The 20,148-nt window shown below is 36.8% G+C and carries 16 protein-coding genes; all 16 read left to right on the top strand.

The genetic code is table 11. From position 1 onward, the window contains the following. The first annotated feature begins 109 nt into the window (after positions 1-109). Complete coding sequence (locus JFT89_RS29345) at positions 110-895, top strand: DUF3388 domain-containing protein (RefSeq protein ID WP_002066761.1); 786 nt, start codon at positions 110-112, stop codon at positions 893-895. A 21-nt stretch (positions 896-916) separates the two neighbouring features. After that, entirely contained in the window at positions 917-1,813 is an 897-nt protein-coding gene (locus tag JFT89_RS29350) for a helix-turn-helix domain-containing protein (RefSeq protein ID WP_016096234.1), read from the top strand. A gap of 63 nt (positions 1,814-1,876) precedes the next feature. After that, entirely contained in the window at positions 1,877-2,455 is a 579-nt protein-coding gene (gene pgsA / locus JFT89_RS29355) for a CDP-diacylglycerol--glycerol-3-phosphate 3-phosphatidyltransferase (protein WP_002014596.1), read from the top strand. 20 nt (positions 2,456-2,475) lie between these two features. Then, positions 2,476-3,714: a competence/damage-inducible protein A gene (locus JFT89_RS29360; protein ID WP_016096235.1), complete on the top strand. Its 1,239-nt coding sequence runs from the start codon at positions 2,476-2,478 to the stop codon at positions 3,712-3,714. Positions 3,715-3,857: 143 nt separating this feature from the next. Continuing rightward, on the top strand, positions 3,858-4,889 hold the full coding sequence (gene recA, locus JFT89_RS29365) for a recombinase RecA (RefSeq protein WP_002066764.1): 1,032 nt from the start codon (positions 3,858-3,860) through the stop codon (positions 4,887-4,889). A gap of 483 nt (positions 4,890-5,372) precedes the next feature. Then, entirely contained in the window at positions 5,373-6,938 is a 1,566-nt protein-coding gene (rny, locus tag JFT89_RS29370) for a ribonuclease Y (protein WP_002014600.1), read from the top strand. A 179-nt stretch (positions 6,939-7,117) separates the two neighbouring features. After that, entirely contained in the window at positions 7,118-7,912 is a 795-nt protein-coding gene (locus JFT89_RS29375; RefSeq protein ID WP_002014601.1) for a TIGR00282 family metallophosphoesterase, read from the top strand. 149 nt (positions 7,913-8,061) lie between these two features. Then, the gene (spoVS, locus tag JFT89_RS29380) at positions 8,062-8,322 is read left to right on the top strand and encodes a stage V sporulation protein SpoVS (protein ID WP_000404341.1); all 261 of its coding nucleotides are present in this window, start codon (positions 8,062-8,064) and stop codon (positions 8,320-8,322) included. A 59-nt stretch (positions 8,323-8,381) separates the two neighbouring features. Next, entirely contained in the window at positions 8,382-9,305 is a 924-nt protein-coding gene (locus JFT89_RS29385; RefSeq protein WP_201040956.1) for a dipeptidase, read from the top strand. Positions 9,306-9,532: 227 nt separating this feature from the next. Beyond that, positions 9,533-11,290, top strand: coding sequence for a 2-oxoacid:acceptor oxidoreductase subunit alpha (locus tag JFT89_RS29390; protein WP_002014603.1), 1,758 nt, complete (start codon positions 9,533-9,535; stop codon positions 11,288-11,290). Next, complete coding sequence (locus JFT89_RS29395; protein WP_002088040.1) at positions 11,277-12,143, top strand: 2-oxoacid:ferredoxin oxidoreductase subunit beta; 867 nt, start codon at positions 11,277-11,279, stop codon at positions 12,141-12,143. The genes JFT89_RS29390 and JFT89_RS29395 overlap by 14 nt, the downstream gene beginning before the upstream one ends. Before the next feature lie 433 nt (positions 12,144-12,576). Further along, entirely contained in the window at positions 12,577-14,106 is a 1,530-nt protein-coding gene (gene miaB / locus JFT89_RS29400; RefSeq protein WP_002137905.1) for a tRNA (N6-isopentenyl adenosine(37)-C2)-methylthiotransferase MiaB, read from the top strand. 3 nt (positions 14,107-14,109) lie between these two features. Continuing rightward, a complete protein-coding gene (locus tag JFT89_RS29405; protein ID WP_002033698.1) occupies positions 14,110-14,541 on the top strand; it encodes a YlbF/YmcA family competence regulator in 432 nt (143 codons plus the stop codon). 128 nt (positions 14,542-14,669) lie between these two features. Continuing rightward, entirely contained in the window at positions 14,670-15,212 is a 543-nt protein-coding gene (gene cotE / locus JFT89_RS29410; RefSeq protein ID WP_002014610.1) for an outer spore coat protein CotE, read from the top strand. Positions 15,213-15,392: 180 nt separating this feature from the next. After that, positions 15,393-18,065, top strand: a complete 2,673-nt coding sequence (mutS, locus tag JFT89_RS29415; RefSeq protein WP_002128699.1) for a DNA mismatch repair protein MutS — start codon at positions 15,393-15,395, stop codon at positions 18,063-18,065. A gap of 8 nt (positions 18,066-18,073) precedes the next feature. Further along, positions 18,074-20,017, top strand: a complete 1,944-nt coding sequence (gene mutL, locus JFT89_RS29420; protein WP_201040958.1) for a DNA mismatch repair endonuclease MutL — start codon at positions 18,074-18,076, stop codon at positions 20,015-20,017. The last annotated feature ends 131 nt before the right edge of the window (positions 20,018-20,148 follow it).

Below are 20,148 nucleotides of genomic sequence, written 5' to 3' on the forward strand. Positions count from 1 at the left end.
TTTTGTATAGTAATTAGGAGGAATAGATTATACATTTAGCTTCCCTATTAAGGTGAAATCATATAATATAGTACGTAGGTGTAAAGTAAGCGTAGGGGAGTGATCTTGGATGATTGAATGGTATTTTGAATATGAAATACATAAAAACCGACCTGGCTTACTTGGTGACGTTTCTTCGTTAATCGGTATGCTTGGCATCAATATTGTCACAATTAATGGTGTAGATAATGCACGACGTGGACTTTTGCTTATGTGTGATAATCAAGAACAAATCTCTAGACTTGAATCAATTTTAAATACGATGGATAATATAACGGTAACGAAATATCGTCCGCCAAAGCTTAGAGATAAGCTAGCAGTTAGACATGGTAGGTACATACAACGAGATGCAGATGATAAGAAAACATTTCGATTTGTGCGTGATGAACTAGGATTACTTGTAGACTTTATGGCGGAGATAATGAAAAAAGAAGGTCATAAATTAATTGGGATACGAGGAATGCCTCGTGTCGGAAAAACAGAATCTATTGTTGCCGCAAGTGTTTGTGCAAATAAGAGATGGTTATTCGTATCATCTACTCTCATTAAGCAAACTGTTCGTAGCCAATTGATTGAAGATGAGTATAGCGACGATAATATTTTCATACTAGATGGAATTGTGTCGACAAAGCGTGCAAATGAAAGACACTGGCAGCTCGTTCGTGAAATCATGAGATTGCCTGCAACGAAAGTTGTGGAACATCCGGATGTGTTTGTGAGTCAGTCAGAATACACATTGGATGATTTTGATTATATTATCGAATTGCGTAACGATTATGATGAAGAAATTCAATATAATTTAGTAGATGAAATTGAGCAAGGTACGAAAAACAATTTCTCTATGTTCGACTTTTAAAGAAATATTGAGGTGTTAGTAGTGACGGAATTAGGACAAAAGCTGACAGAAGCAAGAGAAGCGAAAGGCTTATCTATTGATCAGCTGCATGAGATTACAAAAATTCAAAAACGCCATTTAGTAGCGATTGAAGAAGGCAATTATGATGTGTTGCCAGGAGCTTTTTATGCGCGTGCATTCATTAAACAATATGCAGATGCTGTTGGATTAAATGGAGAGGAACTGCTTGTAGAATATCAGAGTACGATACCACAGTCTGAAAAACGTGAAGTTCCACAAGTATCAACTGGACAAAAAACACAAGAAACAATGCAAAAATCTTCATCATGGCCAATTGCGGATCATATGCCCAAAATTTTGATTGCGTTGTTAGTAATCGCATTTGGAGTGGTAGTCTGGTTTGTTATTCAAGCGTTAACTGGAAAAGATGATAGGCAAGTTCCGAATGCTCAAGGTGAGAAAATTGAAGTTCAAAAAGCAAAAGATTCTCCGCTAGATACGAAGAAAGATGAAGCGAAAGCGGAAGAACCAAAAAAAGAAGAGCCAAAGAAAGAGGAACAACCAGCACAACCAACTGGACAGCAAGAGATAAAAGTAGTTGGAACAACTGGTAAGGTATCTACTTTGGAAATTCATAATAATAAAACATTAGAACTGGAAATATCGGGTAAAGGTGCGAGTTATGTAGATGTTAAAGATGATGCTGGGAACGAAATTCTAAACACTACAGTACAAGGTGGCCAAATAGAAAAACGTGATTTATCAACAGTAAAAGAAGTGCGACTTAATATTGGGAATGCAACGAATGTTGAAGTTAAACTGAATGGTCAAGTGGTTGCTTTCCCATTGGATCCAGCAAAAGAACTTCACCAAAGATTGGTGATAAAAAACCAAGGGATAGGGCAAGCTGCGCAATAACAGTCATCGCTTCGATGACTTTTTTCAATGAACAAATGTTTTTGACATGATGGAGGAATAGCTGTGAATTTACCAAATAAAATTACAATATCTAGAATCTTCTTAATTCCAATTTTTATGGTAATTATGTTAGCGCCCTTTGAGTGGGGCTCATTTATAATTGGTGATGTAGAGTTACCAATTCAACATTTAGTAGGGGCACTTATCTTTATTATTGCTTCGGCTACAGATTGGATTGATGGGCATTATGCAAGAAAGTATAATCTTGTAACGAATTTAGGGAAATTCCTTGACCCGTTAGCAGATAAATTACTTGTTTCGGCAGCACTTATCACATTGGTAGAAATGCAATATGTACCTGCTTGGATCGTTATTGTAATTATAAGCCGTGAGTTTGCAGTAACAGGTTTACGCCTTGTACTTGCTGGGACAGGGGAAGTAGTTGCAGCAAATCAGCTAGGGAAAATTAAGACATGGACACAAATTATTGCGATTGCAGCATACTTATTACATGATGTACCGTTAAATCTACTTCATATTCCAGTTGCAGATATTTTCATATGGATTGCATTATTCTTTACCGTTATTTCAGGATGGGATTATTTCTGGAAAAATAAAGATGCTTTTGTAAACTCAAAATAGAAGTTTATGGGGGAATTGGGATGAATGCTGAAATTATTGCGGTTGGAACGGAATTATTACTTGGACAAATTGCAAATACAAATGCCCAGTTTTTATCTGAAAAGTTAGCTTCAATCGGAATTAACGTGTACTACCATACTGTTGTTGGGGATAATAACAAGCGATTACAGAAGGCAATTGAATTGGCTGAAGAACGAGCTGATATGCTCATTTTTACAGGTGGATTAGGACCGACAAAAGATGATTTAACGAAAGAAACAATAGCGTCTAGTTTAGATGAAGAGCTTGTGTATGATGAAAAGGCATTAACATCGATAAGCGATTATTTTAAGCGTACAGGCCGTGAATTTACAGAGAATAATAAAAAGCAGGCGCTCGTTTTAAATGGATCGACTGTATTTGCGAATGATCACGGTATGGCGCCTGGTATGGGGTTAAATAAGAACGGAAAAGTTTATATTTTATTACCAGGACCACCAAAAGAAATGAAGCCGATGTATATAAGTTACGTAGAGCCTTTTTTATGTAAGTTTACAACGGGGGAAAATATTTATTCTCGTGTTCTTCGTTTTTTTGGTATTGGGGAATCTCAATTAGAGGTGAAAGTTCAAGATTTAATTGATGATCAAACGAATCCAACCATTGCACCACTCGCAAATGATGGAGAAGTGACATTACGTTTAACTGCCAAACATCATGATGCTGATGAGGCGGAGAAACTGATTCAGCATGTGGAAGATTTGATTTTAGAAAGAGTAGGAGAATTTTTCTACGGATATGACCAAGATTTCCTTCATTACAAGGCAATAAGGCTATTGAAGGAAAAAGGGTTAACTTTAGCATGTGCAGAAAGTTTAACAGGTGGTCTTTTTGGAAATCAAGTAACAGAAAATGCTGGTGTTTCGTCTGTATTTAAAGGCGGTGTCATTTGTTATCAAAATGATGTGAAGCAACAAATTTTACATGTACCTGAAGAAGTGTTACGCACTGACGGCGCGGTTAGTAAACAGTGTGCTCGTTATCTTGCTGAAAATGTAAAGAAACTGTTAAAAGCAGATATCGGGATTAGTTTCACTGGGGTGGCAGGACCGGATGCTTCAGAGCATAAAGAGCCAGGAACAGTATTTGTTGGATTGGCGATTAAAGATGAACCAGCTGTAGTCTTCTCGCTTAATTTAAGTGGAAGTCGTCAACAAATTAGAGAACGCTCTACAAAATATGGATTTTATCATTTATTTAAAAAGCTAGAAGAGATATAAATTTCTTCTAGCTTTTTTTGTGGGGAAATCTAGTTTTATTCGATATAAAATAAAAAAATCGAATAAATGTTCGATTTTTGTTGGCAAATTGAATTGAAAATAGGTATAATGAGATTAGCAATTTAGTTAAGGAGGAATTTTGAATGAGCGATCGTCAAGCGGCATTAGATATGGCGTTAAAACAAATAGAGAAGCAATTCGGTAAAGGTTCAATTATGAAATTAGGAGAACAAGCGGAGCGTAGAATTTCTACAATTTCAAGTGGTTCTTTAGCACTTGATGTGGCACTAGGGGTAGGCGGATACCCACGTGGCCGTGTTATTGAAATTTATGGACCTGAAAGTTCAGGTAAAACAACAGTTTCATTACACGCAATCGCGGAAGTGCAGCGTCAAGGTGGACAAGCGGCGTTCATCGATGCGGAGCATGCGATGGATCCTGTATATGCACAAAAATTAGGTGTTAACATCGATGAATTACTATTATCACAGCCTGATACAGGGGAGCAAGGACTAGAAATCGCAGAAGCACTTGTACGAAGTGGCGCGGTTGATATTATCGTAATTGACTCTGTAGCAGCTCTTGTACCGAAAGCTGAGATTGAAGGGGACATGGGTGACTCTCACGTTGGTTTACAAGCACGTTTAATGTCACAAGCACTTCGTAAACTTTCAGGTGCAATCAACAAATCAAAAACAATCGCAATCTTTATCAACCAAATTCGTGAAAAAGTTGGGGTTATGTTCGGGAACCCAGAAACAACTCCAGGTGGTCGTGCGTTGAAATTCTATTCAACTGTCCGTCTTGAAGTACGTCGTGCTGAGCAGTTAAAGCAAGGTAACGATATTGTTGGTAATAAAACGAAAATAAAAGTAGTTAAAAATAAAGTAGCACCGCCATTCCGTGTTGCTGAAGTTGATATTATGTACGGAGAAGGTATTTCAAGAGAAGGTGAAATCTTAGATATGGCTTCTGAACTTGATATCGTTCAAAAGAGCGGTGCTTGGTACTCTTATAATGAAGAACGCTTAGGACAAGGTCGTGAAAATTCGAAGCAATTCTTAAAAGAGAATACGGATTTAAGAGAGGAAATTGCCTTCTTTGTTCGTGAACATCACGGAATTGGTGAAAACTCTGGTGTTGAAGACACGGAAGATTCAACTCGTCAAGATTAAAAAATAAAAGACACGGTCCCGTGTCTTTTATTTTTTAATCCACTATGAAAGCGTTGTATATAGCTGGAGATAAAATATTTATTCTATCCAAAAGGCTATGTGTAAAGGGGAATATTCATATATTTTAAGTGAATGAATTGGGATTTTCTAAGGTTTTCCAGGATAATATGCCGTCTGTTTTTTTAATCCATATAAGATTCAGGGCTGAAGGTAAAGAAAGTAAAAGTAGACAACGCTTGACAATGAAAATTGCGATAGATACAATGAGAATGTATATTTTTTCTTATATACGATATACTCTTCTCAAGAAGAGAAGTAATATTCGGAGTAAGACTTAAATCTTGCCGAAATAATAATATGACATTTTAATTGTGAAATGAAGAAAGTCCCTTAAAAAAGCGGGACGACGGTCTTTGCTGTACGTTGTAATTCAATGTACATGCCGACAGTCTTTTTTCATTCATAGCAAGGGGAGGTGAAATCATGAGTAGTAGTACAGTTTGGATACTCATCTCCATTTTGCTTGCAACAGTCGGTGCAGTTGTTGGCTTTTTTGTTCGAAAGTCTATTGCTGAAGCGAAGATTAATGGTGCAGCTAATGAAGCAAAACGTATTCTAGACGAAGCGAATCGTGATGCTGAAGCACTTAAGAAAGAAGCGCTTTTAGAAGCAAAGGATGAAATTCATACACTTCGTACAGAAGCTGAATTAGAAATTCGTGACCGTAGAAGCGAATTACAAAAACAAGAAAATCGTTTAATGCAAAAAGAAGAGAACCTTGATCGTAAAGACGAAACGCTCGATAACCGCGAGCGACAGTTAGAAAAGAAAGAGGAATCTCTTGTAGCGAAACAACAACAGATTGAAGAGTTGGAAAGCAAAGTGGGAGAGTTAGTTCAAAAGCAACAAACAGAATTAGAGCGCATTTCCAATCTGACCCGCGAACAAGCGAAAGCAATTATTCTTGGTAAAGTGGAAAGTGAAGTTTCTCATGAAATTGCCGTTATGGTAAAAGAAAGTGAAGTTCGCGCGAAAGAAGAAGCGGATAAGAAGGCAAAAGAGATTTTATCTCTTGCAATGCAAAGATGTGCAGCTGATCATGTTGCTGAAACAACCGTTTCGGTTGTAAATCTTCCAAATGACGAAATGAAGGGACGTATTATCGGACGTGAAGGTCGTAACATTCGTACGTTAGAAACGTTAACAGGTATTGACCTTATTATCGATGATACACCAGAAGCTGTAATTCTATCTGGATTTGACCCGATTCGTCGTGAAACAGCTCGTATCGCTCTTGATAAACTAGTACAGGACGGACGTATTCACCCAGCGCGTATTGAAGAGATGGTCGAAAAATCAAGACGTGAAGTGGACGAGTATATTCGTGAAGTCGGAGAGCAAACAACGTTTGAAGTGGGTGTTCATGGCTTACATCCAGATTTAATTAAAATTTTAGGTCGTTTAAAATACCGTACAAGTTACGGACAAAACGTCTTAAAACACTCTATGGAAGTTGCATACTTAACTGGACTTATGGCAGCGGAGCTTGGTGAGGATGAAAAACTAGCAAGACGTGCTGGTCTATTACATGATATCGGAAAAGCAATCGATCATGAAGTAGAAGGTAGCCACGTTGAAATTGGTGTTGAACTCGCAACGAAATATAAAGAGCATCCTGTTGTAATAAACAGTATCGCATCTCACCATGGTGACACAGAACCAACTTCTATCATTGCAGTTCTAGTTGCTGCAGCAGATGCATTATCAGCTGCAAGGCCGGGAGCTCGTAGTGAAACGCTTGAGAATTACATTCGTCGTCTTGAAAAGTTAGAAGAAATTTCAGAGTCTTATGAAGGCGTAGAAAAATCTTTCGCAATTCAAGCAGGACGTGAAGTTCGTATTCTGGTAAAACCAGATACAATTGATGATTTAGAAGCTCATCGTTTAGCTCGTGATATTCGAAAACGTATTGAAAATGAACTGGATTATCCAGGACATATTAAAGTAACTGTTATTCGTGAAACACGTGCAGTGGAATACGCAAAATAAAGTGGTGAAACACCACTTTATTTTTTTGTGTTGGAATTGGGTAAAATAAAGAAAATTATTTATGAGCAGTATGCAAGTGAAAGAAACTTATAATAGATAAATTGTAACTGTTGTAAGGAAATAGCTTTAAGGTTATAGTATGGTAATAAAAAATGTAGTACATAGAAAGGGTAAGACATATGAGAATATTATTTGTTGGGGATGTAGTAGGATCTCCTGGTAGAGACATGATTCAACAGTACGTACCGGCATTAAAGAAGAAATATACACCGACAGTAACAATTATTAATGGAGAAAATGCTGCGGGTGGACGTGGAATTACGGAAAAAATATATCGAAACTTTTTAGAGTGCGGGGCACAAGCGGTTACGCTTGGAAACCACGCTTGGGATAACCGTGAAGTATTTGAATTTATCGATGATGCAAAATATCTTGCAAGACCAGCTAACTTCCCAGAAGGAACGCCGGGAAAAGGGCTTATCTTTGTAAATTGTAATGGAACAGAAGTTGCAGTTATTAACTTACAAGGACGTACTTTCCTTCCTCCAATTGATTGTCCATTCCGTAAAGTGGATGAGTTAATCAGTATTGCAAAAAAACGTACAAACATTATCTTTGTTGATTTTCATGCTGAAACAACAAGTGAGAAGCAGGCGTTAGGTTGGTATGTAGACGGTCGTGCTACAGCGGTAGTAGGTACACATACACACGTTCCTACAGCTGATAATCGTATTTTACCAAGCGGAACAGCTTATATTACAGATGTTGGTATGACAGGCCCATATGATGGGATTTTAGGTATGGATCGCGAAGCGGTATTGAAGAAATTTTTAACGAACTTACCAGTGCGTTTTGAAGTGACGAATGGTAGAACACAATTAAGTGCAGTGTTAATTGATGTGGATCCTAATACAGGGAAAGCAAAGAAAATTGAGCGCATTTTAATTAATGATGACCAGCCATTTTTTGACTGATTTTTAACGAAAAGTTAGAGAATTCGTTATATTTTAATTTTTTAGAAAAATTACAGAAATTTAGCAGGAATACGTGCCATTTCTCGTGAATATAAGTTAAAGTGAAATAATTGCTATTACTTTTTATAGAAACGAGGAGGAAACGCGGAATGGAAATATTAAAAGTTAAAGCAACGTCGGTCCCTAATTCTGTAGCTGGTGCACTTGCAGGTGTTATTCGCGAACGCGGAACAGCAGAAATTCAAGCTATTGGTGCAGGTGCATTAAACCAAGCGGTAAAGGCAGTAGCAATTGCAAGAGGATTTGTAGCGCCTAGCGGTTTGGACTTGATTTGTATCCCAGCGTTTACAGATATTATGATTGATGGTGAAGAGCGTACAGCGATAAAATTAATTGTAGAACCTCGTTAAGTTGAAACAACCTGTTTGCATGTATGCAAACAGGTTGTTTTTGTAATGGAGGAATGAAAATGAAAATTTTTGATGCACATTGCGATGTACTCTTTCAGTTATGGAGTGCAAAGGGAAAAAAAGACTTTCAAAACGATTCACAATTACATATTACATTTGAACAATTAATGAAAAGAAAAGGAAGTATACAATGCTTTGCTATATATATACCAGAAACAGTAGCGTATGAAAAGCGTTTTGAAGTTGCGCTGCAAATGATAGATATTTTTCATAATGAAATTCTATCGCTACCAGGAATGAAGTTTATTCAGACAAAAAACGATATTAACATGTTAAAACAGGACGAGATTGGAGCATTATTAACATTAGAAGGATGCGAAGCAATTGGAAAAGAAGCGATGAAATTACGTTTGTTTTATCGCTTAGGTGTACGTTCCTTTGGATTGACATGGAACTATGCCAATCTGTTAGCTGATGGAGCGCTAGAGGCACGTGGAGCAGGTTTAACTACATTTGGTAGACAAGTTGTACAAGAACTTAATACGTTACATTTATGGACCGATGTGTCTCACTTAAATGAAAGAAGCTTTTGGGATGTTATTGAAATTGCTAAAAACCCAATTGCATCTCATTCAAACTGTTATCAACTTTGTGGGCATCCACGCAATTTAACCGATGAACAAATAAGAGCCCTTATAAAGAAAAATAGCATTATTGGTATTACTTTCGTACCGCAGTTTTTAACGAATGAAAGACAAGCGAATATAGCAGATATATTAAGGCATGTGGAATATATTTGTTCATTAGGTGGAGAAAAAAATATAGGATTCGGTTCTGATTTTGATGGGATTTTAGAAACTGTTGTAGGTGTAGAAGTATATATGGATTATGAAAATATAATTAATCAACTGTGTAAAAAGTATAATGAATCAACTGTAGAGCGATTTTTGTATAAAAATTTTGTTGACTGTATAACGTTCTGAAAATTATATTTTAATAATTCGGAATAATTAAAATAAATTCATTTGAATTTATTGATTTTTTTAAGACCTAATACTAGAATGGTAAACGAAATAGCATTATACTAAAGATTCAGGGAAAACAGAAGAGGCATAATTTGCGTCCATTGTAGTTTATTTGCATAAAAAATGCTAAACTAATACTGTAAAAAAATACACTACAATGAATGCAGCCAAAAGGGGTGTAGGAGATGATTAGTCAACTTTCATGGAAAGTTGGAGGCCAACAAGGTGAAGGAATTGAAAGTACAGGGGAAATCTTCTGTATTGCATTAAACCGATTAGGATATTACCTATACGGTTACCGCCACTTCTCATCACGTATTAAAGGCGGCCATACAAATAATAAAATTCGTGTAAGTACAACAGAAGTACGCGCGATCTCAGATGATTTAGATATTTTAATTGCTTTTGATCAAGAAACAATTGATTTTAACTTCCACGAACTACGTCCGGGCGGAATTGTAGTTGCGGATGCGAAATTTAATCCGACAATACCTGATAATACAGATGTAAATCTATATGTGATACCGTTTACAGATATCGCTTCAGAATTAGGCACATCTTTAATGAAAAATATGGTTGCTGTTGGGGCATCTAGTGCGGTATTAGGATTAGACGAAACAGCTTATTTAGAGGTTGTTGAAGAAATCTTTGGTCGTAAAGGAGAGCAAGTCGTTCAAAAGAATATGGAAGCAATTAAACGCGGCTCTCAATACATGAAAGAATTGCTTGGTGAGAAAGTAAACATGATGCAGCTTGAAAAAGCTGACGGTAAGAAACGCATGTTTATGATTGGAAACGACGCAATCGCATTTGGTGCGGTAACTGGTGGCGCTCGCTTTATGTCTGCATATCCAATCACACCTGCATCTGAAATTATGGAATATTTAATTAAAAAGTTACCGAAAGTCGGCGGAACAGTAATCCAAACTGAGGATGAAATCGCAGCTTGTACAATGGCGATCGGTGCAAACTACGCTGGTGTTCGTACATTAACAGCATCTGCTGGTCCTGGTCTTTCTTTAATGATGGAAGCAATTGGTTTAGCAGGTATTACTGAAACACCGCTAGTTATCATTGATACACAACGCGGTGGTCCAAGTACGGGCTTACCAACAAAACAAGAGCAGTCTGACTTAATGGCTATGATTTACGGAACACATGGTGAAATTCCAAAAATCGTAATGGCGCCAAGTACAGTTGAAGAAGCTTTCTATGATATTGTAGAAGCGTTTAACTTAGCAGAAGAATATCAAGTGCCTGTTATTTTCTTAACAGATTTACAGCTTTCTTTAGGAAAGCAAACAGTAGAACCACTTAAGTTAGATAAAGTGGAAATTCGTCGTGGTAAGCTTGATTTAGAAGTAGAATTACCAGAACGTGAAAATAAAGCATACTTCAAGCGTTATGAAGTAACAGAAGATGGAATTTCACCACGTGTTTTACCTGGTATGAAAAATGGTATTCACCATGTTACAGGTGTAGAACATGATGAAACGGGTAAACCATCTGAATCAGCATTAAATCGTAAAGATCAAATGGACAAACGTTTCCGTAAAATGGCGAATTTACAGTTTAATACCCCTATTTACAAAAATGCTAAGCATGATGACGCAGACGTATTGTTAGTAGGCTTTAACTCAACTCGTGGTGCGATCGAAGAGGCAATGCAGCGTTTAGAACAAGAAGGAATGAAAGTAAACCATGCCCATGTACGTTTAATTCATCCGTTCCCAACAGCTGAAATCGATCCACTTGTGAAAAAAGCGAAGCGTGTTGTAGTAGTAGAAAACAATGCAACTGGTCAGCTTGCTAACATTATGAAAATGAATCTTGGCAATGGTGAGAAAATTTCTAGTCTTTTAAAATACGATGGAAATCCATTCTTGCCGAAAGAGATTTACAACGAATGTAAAAAAGGGGTTGTATTAAATGGCAACATTTAAGGACTTTCGTAACAGTGTAAAACCAAACTGGTGCCCAGGTTGCGGAGACTTCTCGGTGCAGGCTGCAATTCAGCGTGCGGCAGCTAACGTTGGTTTAAATCCAGATGAGCTAGCTGTTATTTCTGGTATCGGCTGTTCCGGTCGTATTTCAGGGTATATTAATTCATATGGTTTGCATAGTATTCACGGACGTGCTCTTCCAATTGCACAAGGTGTGAAAATGGCAAACCGTGATTTAACAGTTATTGCATCCGGTGGTGACGGTGATGGTTTTGCGATTGGTATGGGACATACAATCCATTCTATTCGTCGTAACATTGATATTACGTACATCGTAATGGATAACCAAATTTACGGATTAACAAAAGGTCAAACTTCACCACGTAGTGAAGCTGGATTTAAAACGAAAAGTACACCACAAGGTTCAATTGAACCATCACTAAATGTTATGGAAATGGCTTTAACAGCTGGTGCGACATTTGTGGCGCAAAGCTTTTCAAGTGATTTAAAAGAATTAACGCAAATTATTGAAGCTGGTATTAACCATAAAGGCTTTTCATTAATTAATGTATTTAGTCCATGTGTTACTTACAATAAAGTAAATACTTATGATTGGTTTAAAGAGAATTTAACGAAACTAAGTACAGTAGAAGGATATGATCCATCTAACCGCATGATGGCTATGCAAACATTAATGGAAAAGAACGGGTTAGTAACAGGTTTAATTTATCAAAATACAAAGCAGCCCTCTTACCAAGAGCTTGTAAAAGACTATAGTGAAAAACCTTTAGTGCAAGCTGATTTGAATATGGATCAGAAAATGTTTGATGAGCTTGTTGCTGAATTTATGTAATGATCGGAGAGAAGGTTGCCACTTGGTAACCTTCTTTTTGAGTGAATAAAAATAATTAATAGATTTGTTTACTTAGAAAATTCAGAATGATAAAATAATATATAAATCGTTGTATAAAAATAGCATGTTCATTAACTGTGAAATGAAATATAGGATAAGCAGCCTTCTTCGTTAAAGTTGGCTAAAGGCTCTATACTATGATAATGTGTATAGGGATAAAGCAATATGCTTTTGGGTAGGACAAGATGAAATAATAAAAAGGGAATGTCTATTTGTGTGGGGAAGACTTCATTCTTACGGATGATTAGATCGATTACTCAAGTTTCAAAGGGCAAGTTATCTCTCATGCTATCTAACATCATTGAGATGGGTCTAAGCGCATTAAAATGGACTACAGAGTGTGTGTATAGTTAAGGGTGAAAGGAGATTACCGATGAACGAGCAACAACGATTAGCAAGTCGACAAGCAAATTCCTCTACGAAAAAAGAAGAGAAAGATTATAGTAAATACTTTGAAAGTGTATACCAACCACCTTCCTTGAAATTGGCGAAAAAGCGTGGGAAAGAAGAAGTTAAAATTGAAAGAGATTTTGGCCTACCTGAAGAGTTTCGCAATTTTGGCGCAGGAAGAAAGTTTTACATTCGTACATATGGCTGTCAAATGAATGAGCATGATACAGAAGTAATGGCTGGGATTTTTACAACACTTGGATATGAGCCAACCTTTTCAACTGAAGAGGCAGATGTGATTTTATTAAATACTTGTGCAATTCGTGAAAATGCTGAAAATAAAGTGTTCGGTGAACTTGGTCATTTAAAATCATTAAAGCGAAGAAATCCGGATCTTATAATTGGTGTATGTGGTTGTATGTCTCAAGAGGAATCTGTTGTAAATAAAATTATGCAAAAAAATCAGCATGTAGATATGGTGTTTGGTACACACAATATTCATAGATTACCGTATATCCTAAAGGACGCAATGTTCTCAAAAGAGACGGTAGTTGAAGTTTGGTCAAAAGAAGGGGATGTAATTGAAAACCTTCCGAAAGTACGTCGTGGTGATATTAAAGCTTGGGTAAATATTATGTATGGCTGTGATAAGTTTTGTACATATTGTATTGTACCGTATACACGCGGAAAAGAGCGCAGCAGACGTCCAGAAGATATTATTAAAGAAATTCGCCATTTAGCTGCGAACGGTTATAAAGAAATTACGTTACTTGGACAAAACGTAAACGCATACGGTAAAGACTTTGAAGATATACAATATGGTCTTGGCGATTTAATGGATGAACTTCGTAAAATCGATATCGCGCGTATTCGTTTTACAACAAGCCATCCACGTGATTTTGACAATCATTTAATTGATGTTCTTGGAAAAGGTGGTAACCTAGTAGAACATATCCACTTACCGGTTCAATCTGGTAGTACAGATATGCTTAAAATTATGGCGCGTAAATATTCGCGAGAACACTATTTAGAGCTTGTACGAAAAATTAAAGAAACAATTCCGAATGCAGTGCTAACGACTGATATTATCGTTGGTTTCCCAAATGAAACGGATGAGCAGTTTGAAGAGACGATGTCGTTATATCGTGAAGTAGGATTTGATACGGCATTTACATTTATTTATTCTCCGCGTGAAGGTACACCAGCTGCAAAAATGCAAGATAATGTTCCGATGGAAGTGAAGAAAGAGCGATTACAACGCTTAAATACACTAGTGAATGAATATGCAGTTAATAAGAATAAGCGTTATATAGGTCAAATTGTAGAAGTATTAGTTGAGGGAGAAAGTAAGAATAATCCTGAAGTACTTGCGGGATATACACGTACGAATAAACTTGTAAACTTTGTTGCTTCAAAATCTTTAATTGGTCAGCTTGTGAAAGTAAAAATAACGGAAGCAAAAACTTGGTCTCTTAACGGGGAATTGGTTAAGGAGCCGATTGAGGTGAAATAATAGATGAAAGTATATACGAAAGATGAAATTGTTGAGCAAGCGAAAGAATTAGCGAAAATGATCTCTGAAACAGAAGAAGTCGATTTCTTTAAGCGAGCAGAAGCACAAATTCATAAAAATGAAAATGTAAAGCGAGCAATTGATGAAATAAAAGCTTTGCAAAAACAAGCAGTAAACTTGCAACATTATGGGAAATGGGAAGCTTTGAAAAAAGTAGAAGCTGAAATTGATGCACTTCAAGATAAGTTAGATAATATCCCAGTTGTACAGGAGTTTAAATCTTCACAAACGTATGTAAATGACTTACTACAGCTAGTTGCTAGTACCATTTCTAACAATGTAACAGATGAAATATTAGTTTCAACTGGCGGCGATGTGTTGAAGGGTGAAACTGGTGCAGCAGTAGAAAGTAAAAAAGGAAATTGTGGTTGTTAAAGAGATGTCTTATTGACATCTCTTTTTTTTAGTGGGTTATATCGGAAATTCTTCTCAAAAAAAAGAATGACACATTCCGCTATTGTCACGCATATGATTAAGTGAATAGTGATTGAGGAGGGTTACGAATGTCCGAATTTAGAGAGATTATTACAAAAGCAGTGGTTGGAAAAGGACGTAAGTATACAAAGTCAACGCATACATGTGAATCGAATAATGAGCCAACAAGTATTTTAGGGTGCTGGGTAATTAACCATTCGTACGAAGCGAGAAAGAATGGAAAACATGTGGAAATTGAAGGTTTCTATGATGTAAACACTTGGTATTCATTTGATGGAAACACAAAGACTGAAGTTGTAACAGAACGTGTTAACTACAATGATGAAGTAAGTATTGGGTATCGTGATAAAAACTTCTCTGGTGACGATTTAGAAATTATCGCTCGTGTAATTCAGCCGCCAAATTGTTTAGAAGCTCTTGTATCGCCAAATGGTAATAAAATTGTTGTGACGGTAGAACGTGAATTTGTAACAGAAGTAGTTGGGGAAACGAAAATTTGTGTAAGTGTAAATCCTGAAGGTTGCGTAGAATCAGACGAGGATTTCCAAGTCGATGATGATGAGTTTGAAGAATTAGATCCGAACTTTATCGTCGATGCAGAAGAAGAGTAAGAGAAAGCTAGGGAGAAGTTCTTCCTAGCTTTTTACAGTACATAAGTGGTTCTGCATGAACATGATTCCTTATGAAATGTGCTATAATGAGGAAAGACTCCTGGAATAGGAGATATGGATGTCCGTGAAGTGTGACATATATGAATATAGATTATTATGTAAGAATTATGGAGGAAAGACATGACGCAATATACGCCTATGATACAGCAATACTTAAAGGTTAAGGCAGACTATCAAGATGCCTTTTTATTTTTCCGATTAGGTGATTTTTATGAAATGTTCTTTGAAGATGCGGTTAAAGCAGCTCATGAACTTGAAATTACATTAACGAGCCGAGATGGTGGTAGTAGTGAACGTATACCGATGTGTGGTGTACCGCATCATGCAGCTAAAAATTATATTGAACAACTTGTTGAAAAAGGATATAAAGTAGCTGTTTGTGAGCAAGTGGAAGACCCAAAAACAGCTAAAGGTGTAGTACGTCGTGAAGTAGTACAACTAATTACGCCAGGAACGATGATGGAAGGGCGTACAATAGACGAGAAGGAGAATAACTTCTTAGCAGCATTAACACATTTCGAAGATGGATCTTATGCGCTAGCTTGTAATGACTTAACGACTGGACAAAATACAGTGACGTTATTAACTGGTTCAGTAGAAGATATTTTATTAGAAGTGTATGCGACTGGTTCAAAAGAAATTGTTGTAGATTCTACATTTTCAAAAGATGAATTAAATAAGTTAACTGAAACATTAAAAATGACGATTTCGTATGAAGATGCAACAACTATTCCAGAAGGATTAGAACATCTTGTGAAAAGTGTTTCCCAAGCAAAATTAATTAAAGCAATTGGACGCTTATTTAACTATGTGATAAGAACACAAAAACGTTCGTTAGATCACTTGCAACCAGTAGAAATTTATTACACGAATCAATTTATGAAAATTGATGTGCATTCAAAACGTAATTTAGAGTTAACAGAGACTCTTCGTACGAAGGAAAAGACAGGCTCATTATTATGGCTATTAGACAAAACAAAAACGGCTATGGGTGGGCGTATGTTAAAACAGTGGATGGAACGTCCGCTTATCCAGAAAGAAAAAGTTGAAGAGCGTTTAGAAATGGTTGAAACGTTTGTAAATGATTACTTCTTACGTGAAGATTTAAAAGAAAAGTTAAAAGAAGTATATGATTTAGAGCGTTTAGCAGGGAAAGTTGCATTTGGTAATGTAAATGCACGGGACTTATTACAATTAAGACGTTCTTTACTGCAAGTACCAGCTATTTTAGAAGCGATTAGTCTTTTAGATAATGCTTATGCAGCAAGGTTAATTCAAGGTGCAGATCCATGTGAGAGCTTAACTGAATTACTAGGAAGAAGTATTCAAGAAAACCCACCGCTTTCTATTAAAGATGGAGATATTATTAAAGATGGCTATAATGATAAGCTTGATCAATATCGTTACGTTAGTAAAAACGGAAAAACGTGGATTGCTGAGCTTGAAAAACGAGAGCGTGATATTACAGGGGTTAAATCATTAAAAATTGGGTACAACCGTATTTTCGGCTACTATATTGAAGTGACGAAGGCTAATCTTGCAGCACTTCCAGAAGGGCGCTATGAGCGTAAACAAACACTTGCAAATGCAGAGCGTTTCATAACAGATGAGCTAAAAGAAAAAGAAACATTAATCTTAGAAGCAGAAGAGAAAATTGTACAATTAGAATACGATTTATTTACAGCACTTCGCGAAGAAGTAAAAGTATTCATTCCGAAATTACAGCATTTAGCGAAAGTAATTAGTGAACTAGACGTACTGCAAAGCTTTGCGACAGTTAGTGAAGAAGAGCAGTTTGTAAAACCTGTTTTAACAAATAAGCGCGAAATCTTTATTAAAGATGGTCGTCATCCTGTCGTTGAAAAAGTATTGAACGGGAAATTGTATGTACCGAATGATTGTATTATGCCGGAGAAGATGGATGTCTTTTTAATTACAGGACCGAACATGTCTGGTAAAAGTACGTATATGAGGCAATTAGCACTTGTTACTGTTATGTCACAAATTGGTTGTTTTGTACCAGCGACAGAAGCAGTATTACCTGTCTTCGATCAAATCTTTACGAGAATTGGTGCAGCGGATGATTTAATCTCAGGTCAAAGTACATTTATGGTTGAAATGTTAGAAGCGAAAAATGCAATTGCAAATGCATCAGAGAGAAGTTTAATTTTATTCGATGAAATTGGACGCGGTACATCCACGTATGATGGTATGGCACTTGCACAAGCAATCATTGAACATATTCATGACCAAATTGGTGCGAAAACATTATTCTCTACACATTATCATGAATTAACAGTGTTAGAAGAAAGTTTAGACCAACTAAAGAATGTACATGTTTCAGCAATTGAAGAGAATGGAAAAGTAGTTTTCCTTCATAAAATTCAAGATGGAGCGGCTGATAAAAGCTACGGAATTCACGTTGCTCAACTTGCCGAGCTTCCAGAGAGCTTAATCGCTCGCGCGAAAGAAGTGTTAGCACAACTAGAAGGACAGGAAGAAATTGTTATTCCGAAACGAGTAGAAGTGAAAGTGCCAGAAGTCGCTCCAGAACCAGTTGTTGTAAAAGAAGAACCGGCAGAAATACAAGAAAAGAAAGAAGAGACTGAAGAAGATTCACAACTATCTTTCTTTGGAGGAGAACAGTCTTCGAAAAATCAAGACAAGCCTGTGCTAAATCCAAAAGAAACGGCAGTACTTGCACAAATTAAAAAGATTGATTTACTCGATATGACGCCTTTAGAAGCGATGAACGAACTGTATCGTTTACAGAAAAAGTTAAAGAAAGGATGAGTAAGTAGATGGGGAAAATTCGCAAACTCGATGATCAACTCTCTAATTTAATTGCGGCAGGGGAAGTAGTAGAGCGCCCTGCCTCAGTTGTAAAAGAACTCGTGGAAAATTCCATCGATGCGAATAGTACATCTATTGAAATCCACTTAGAAGAAGCTGGGTTATCGAAAATTCGCATCATTGATAATGGAGATGGCATTGCAGAAGAAGATTGTATCGTTGCATTTGAACGCCACGCAACGAGCAAAATTAAAGATGAAAATGATTTATTTCGTATAAGAACGCTCGGTTTCCGCGGAGAGGCCCTGCCGAGTATTGCTTCTGTAAGTGAATTAGAATTAATCACAAGCACCGGTGATGCGCCTGGTACACACCTTATTATTAAAGGTGGAGACATTATAAGACAAGAGAAAACGGCGAGCCGAAAAGGAACAGATATTACAGTACAAAACTTATTCTTTAATACACCAGCGCGCCTTAAATATATGAAAACTATTCATACAGAGCTTGGGAACATTACAGATATCGTGTATCGTATTGCAATGTCACATCCTGAAGTATCGTTAAAACTGTTTCATAATGAAAAGAAATTGCTTCATACATCAGGAAACGGTGATGTAAGACAAGTACTTGCATCGATTTACAGCATTCAAGTTGCGAAGAAGCTGATTCCGATTGAAGCTGAGTCTCTAGACTTTACCATTAAGGGTTATGTAACATTGCCAGAAGTAACGAGAGCGTCTCGTAACTATATGTCAACGATTGTAAATGGCCGTTACGTTCGAAATTTCGTATTAATGAAAGCAATTCAGCAAGGATATCATACGTTACTGCCAATCGGACGATACCCAATCGGCTTCTTATCAATTGAAATGGATCCAATGCTTGTTGATGTAAACGTACATCCAGCGAAATTAGAAGTTCGTTTTAGTAAAGAACAAGAATTGCTAAAACTTATCGAAGAAACATTGCAAGCTGCATTCAAAAAAATACAGCTCATTCCAGATGCAGGTGTAACAACGAAGAAAAAAGAAAAAGATGAAAGTGTGCAAGGACAGTTCCAGTTTGAGCATACAAAGCCGAAAGCATCACAGGTGCCAAACATCATTTTACCGACTGGCATGGATGAAAAACAAGAAGAAACAGCGACTGTAAAACAGCCAGCACAACTGTGGCAACCGCCGAAGCAAGAATGGCAACCACCACAGTCGCTAGTAAGAGAAGAACAAAATTGGCAGCCATCTACTAAAACGATAATCGAAGAACCAATTCGGGAAGAGAAATCATGGAACAGTAACGAAGAAGACTTTGAATTAGAGGAATTAGAAGAAGAAGTCGGGGAAATAAAAGAGATTGAAATGAACGGTAATGATTTACCACCGCTTTATCCAATTGGGCAAATGCATGGAACATATATTTTCGCTCAAAATGATAACGGGTTATATATGATTGATCAGCACGCAGCGCAGGAACGTATCAATTATGAATATTTCCGTGATAAAGTGGGACGAGTTACGCAAGAAGTACAAGAACTACTTGTACCGTACCGCATTGATTTATCTCTTACTGAATTTTTACGTGTCGAAGAGCAGTTAGAAGAACTAAAGAAAGTCGGTCTATTTTTAGAGCAATTCGGCCATCAATCCTTTATCGTTCGTTCGCACCCAACGTGGTTCCCAAAAGGGCAAGAAACAGAAATTATTGATGAAATGATGGAGCAAGTTGTCAAACTGAAAAAAGTAGACATAAAAAAACTACGCGAAGAAGCAGCGATTATGATGAGCTGTAAAGCTTCAATTAAAGCAAATCAATATTTAACGAACGATCAAATATTTGCTTTACTCGAAGAACTTCGTACAACAACAAACCCATATACATGTCCGCATGGAAGACCGATTCTGGTGCATCATTCTACTTATGAGTTGGAGAAGATGTTTAAGAGGGTTATGTAGGGATACTGTCCATAGAGAAAAAATGGTTCCTGGTTATTTTAATAAAATATAGAGAGAAATAAAAAGGAGCGATAGTAACAAGTCGCTCCTTTTTTAAAATTCATTTATAAACTAGAAATAACCTATTTGTA

It is taken from the genome of Bacillus sp. TH25, assembly GCF_016650935.1.
Classification (GTDB): domain Bacteria; phylum Bacillota; class Bacilli; order Bacillales; family Bacillaceae_G; genus Bacillus_A; species Bacillus_A mycoides.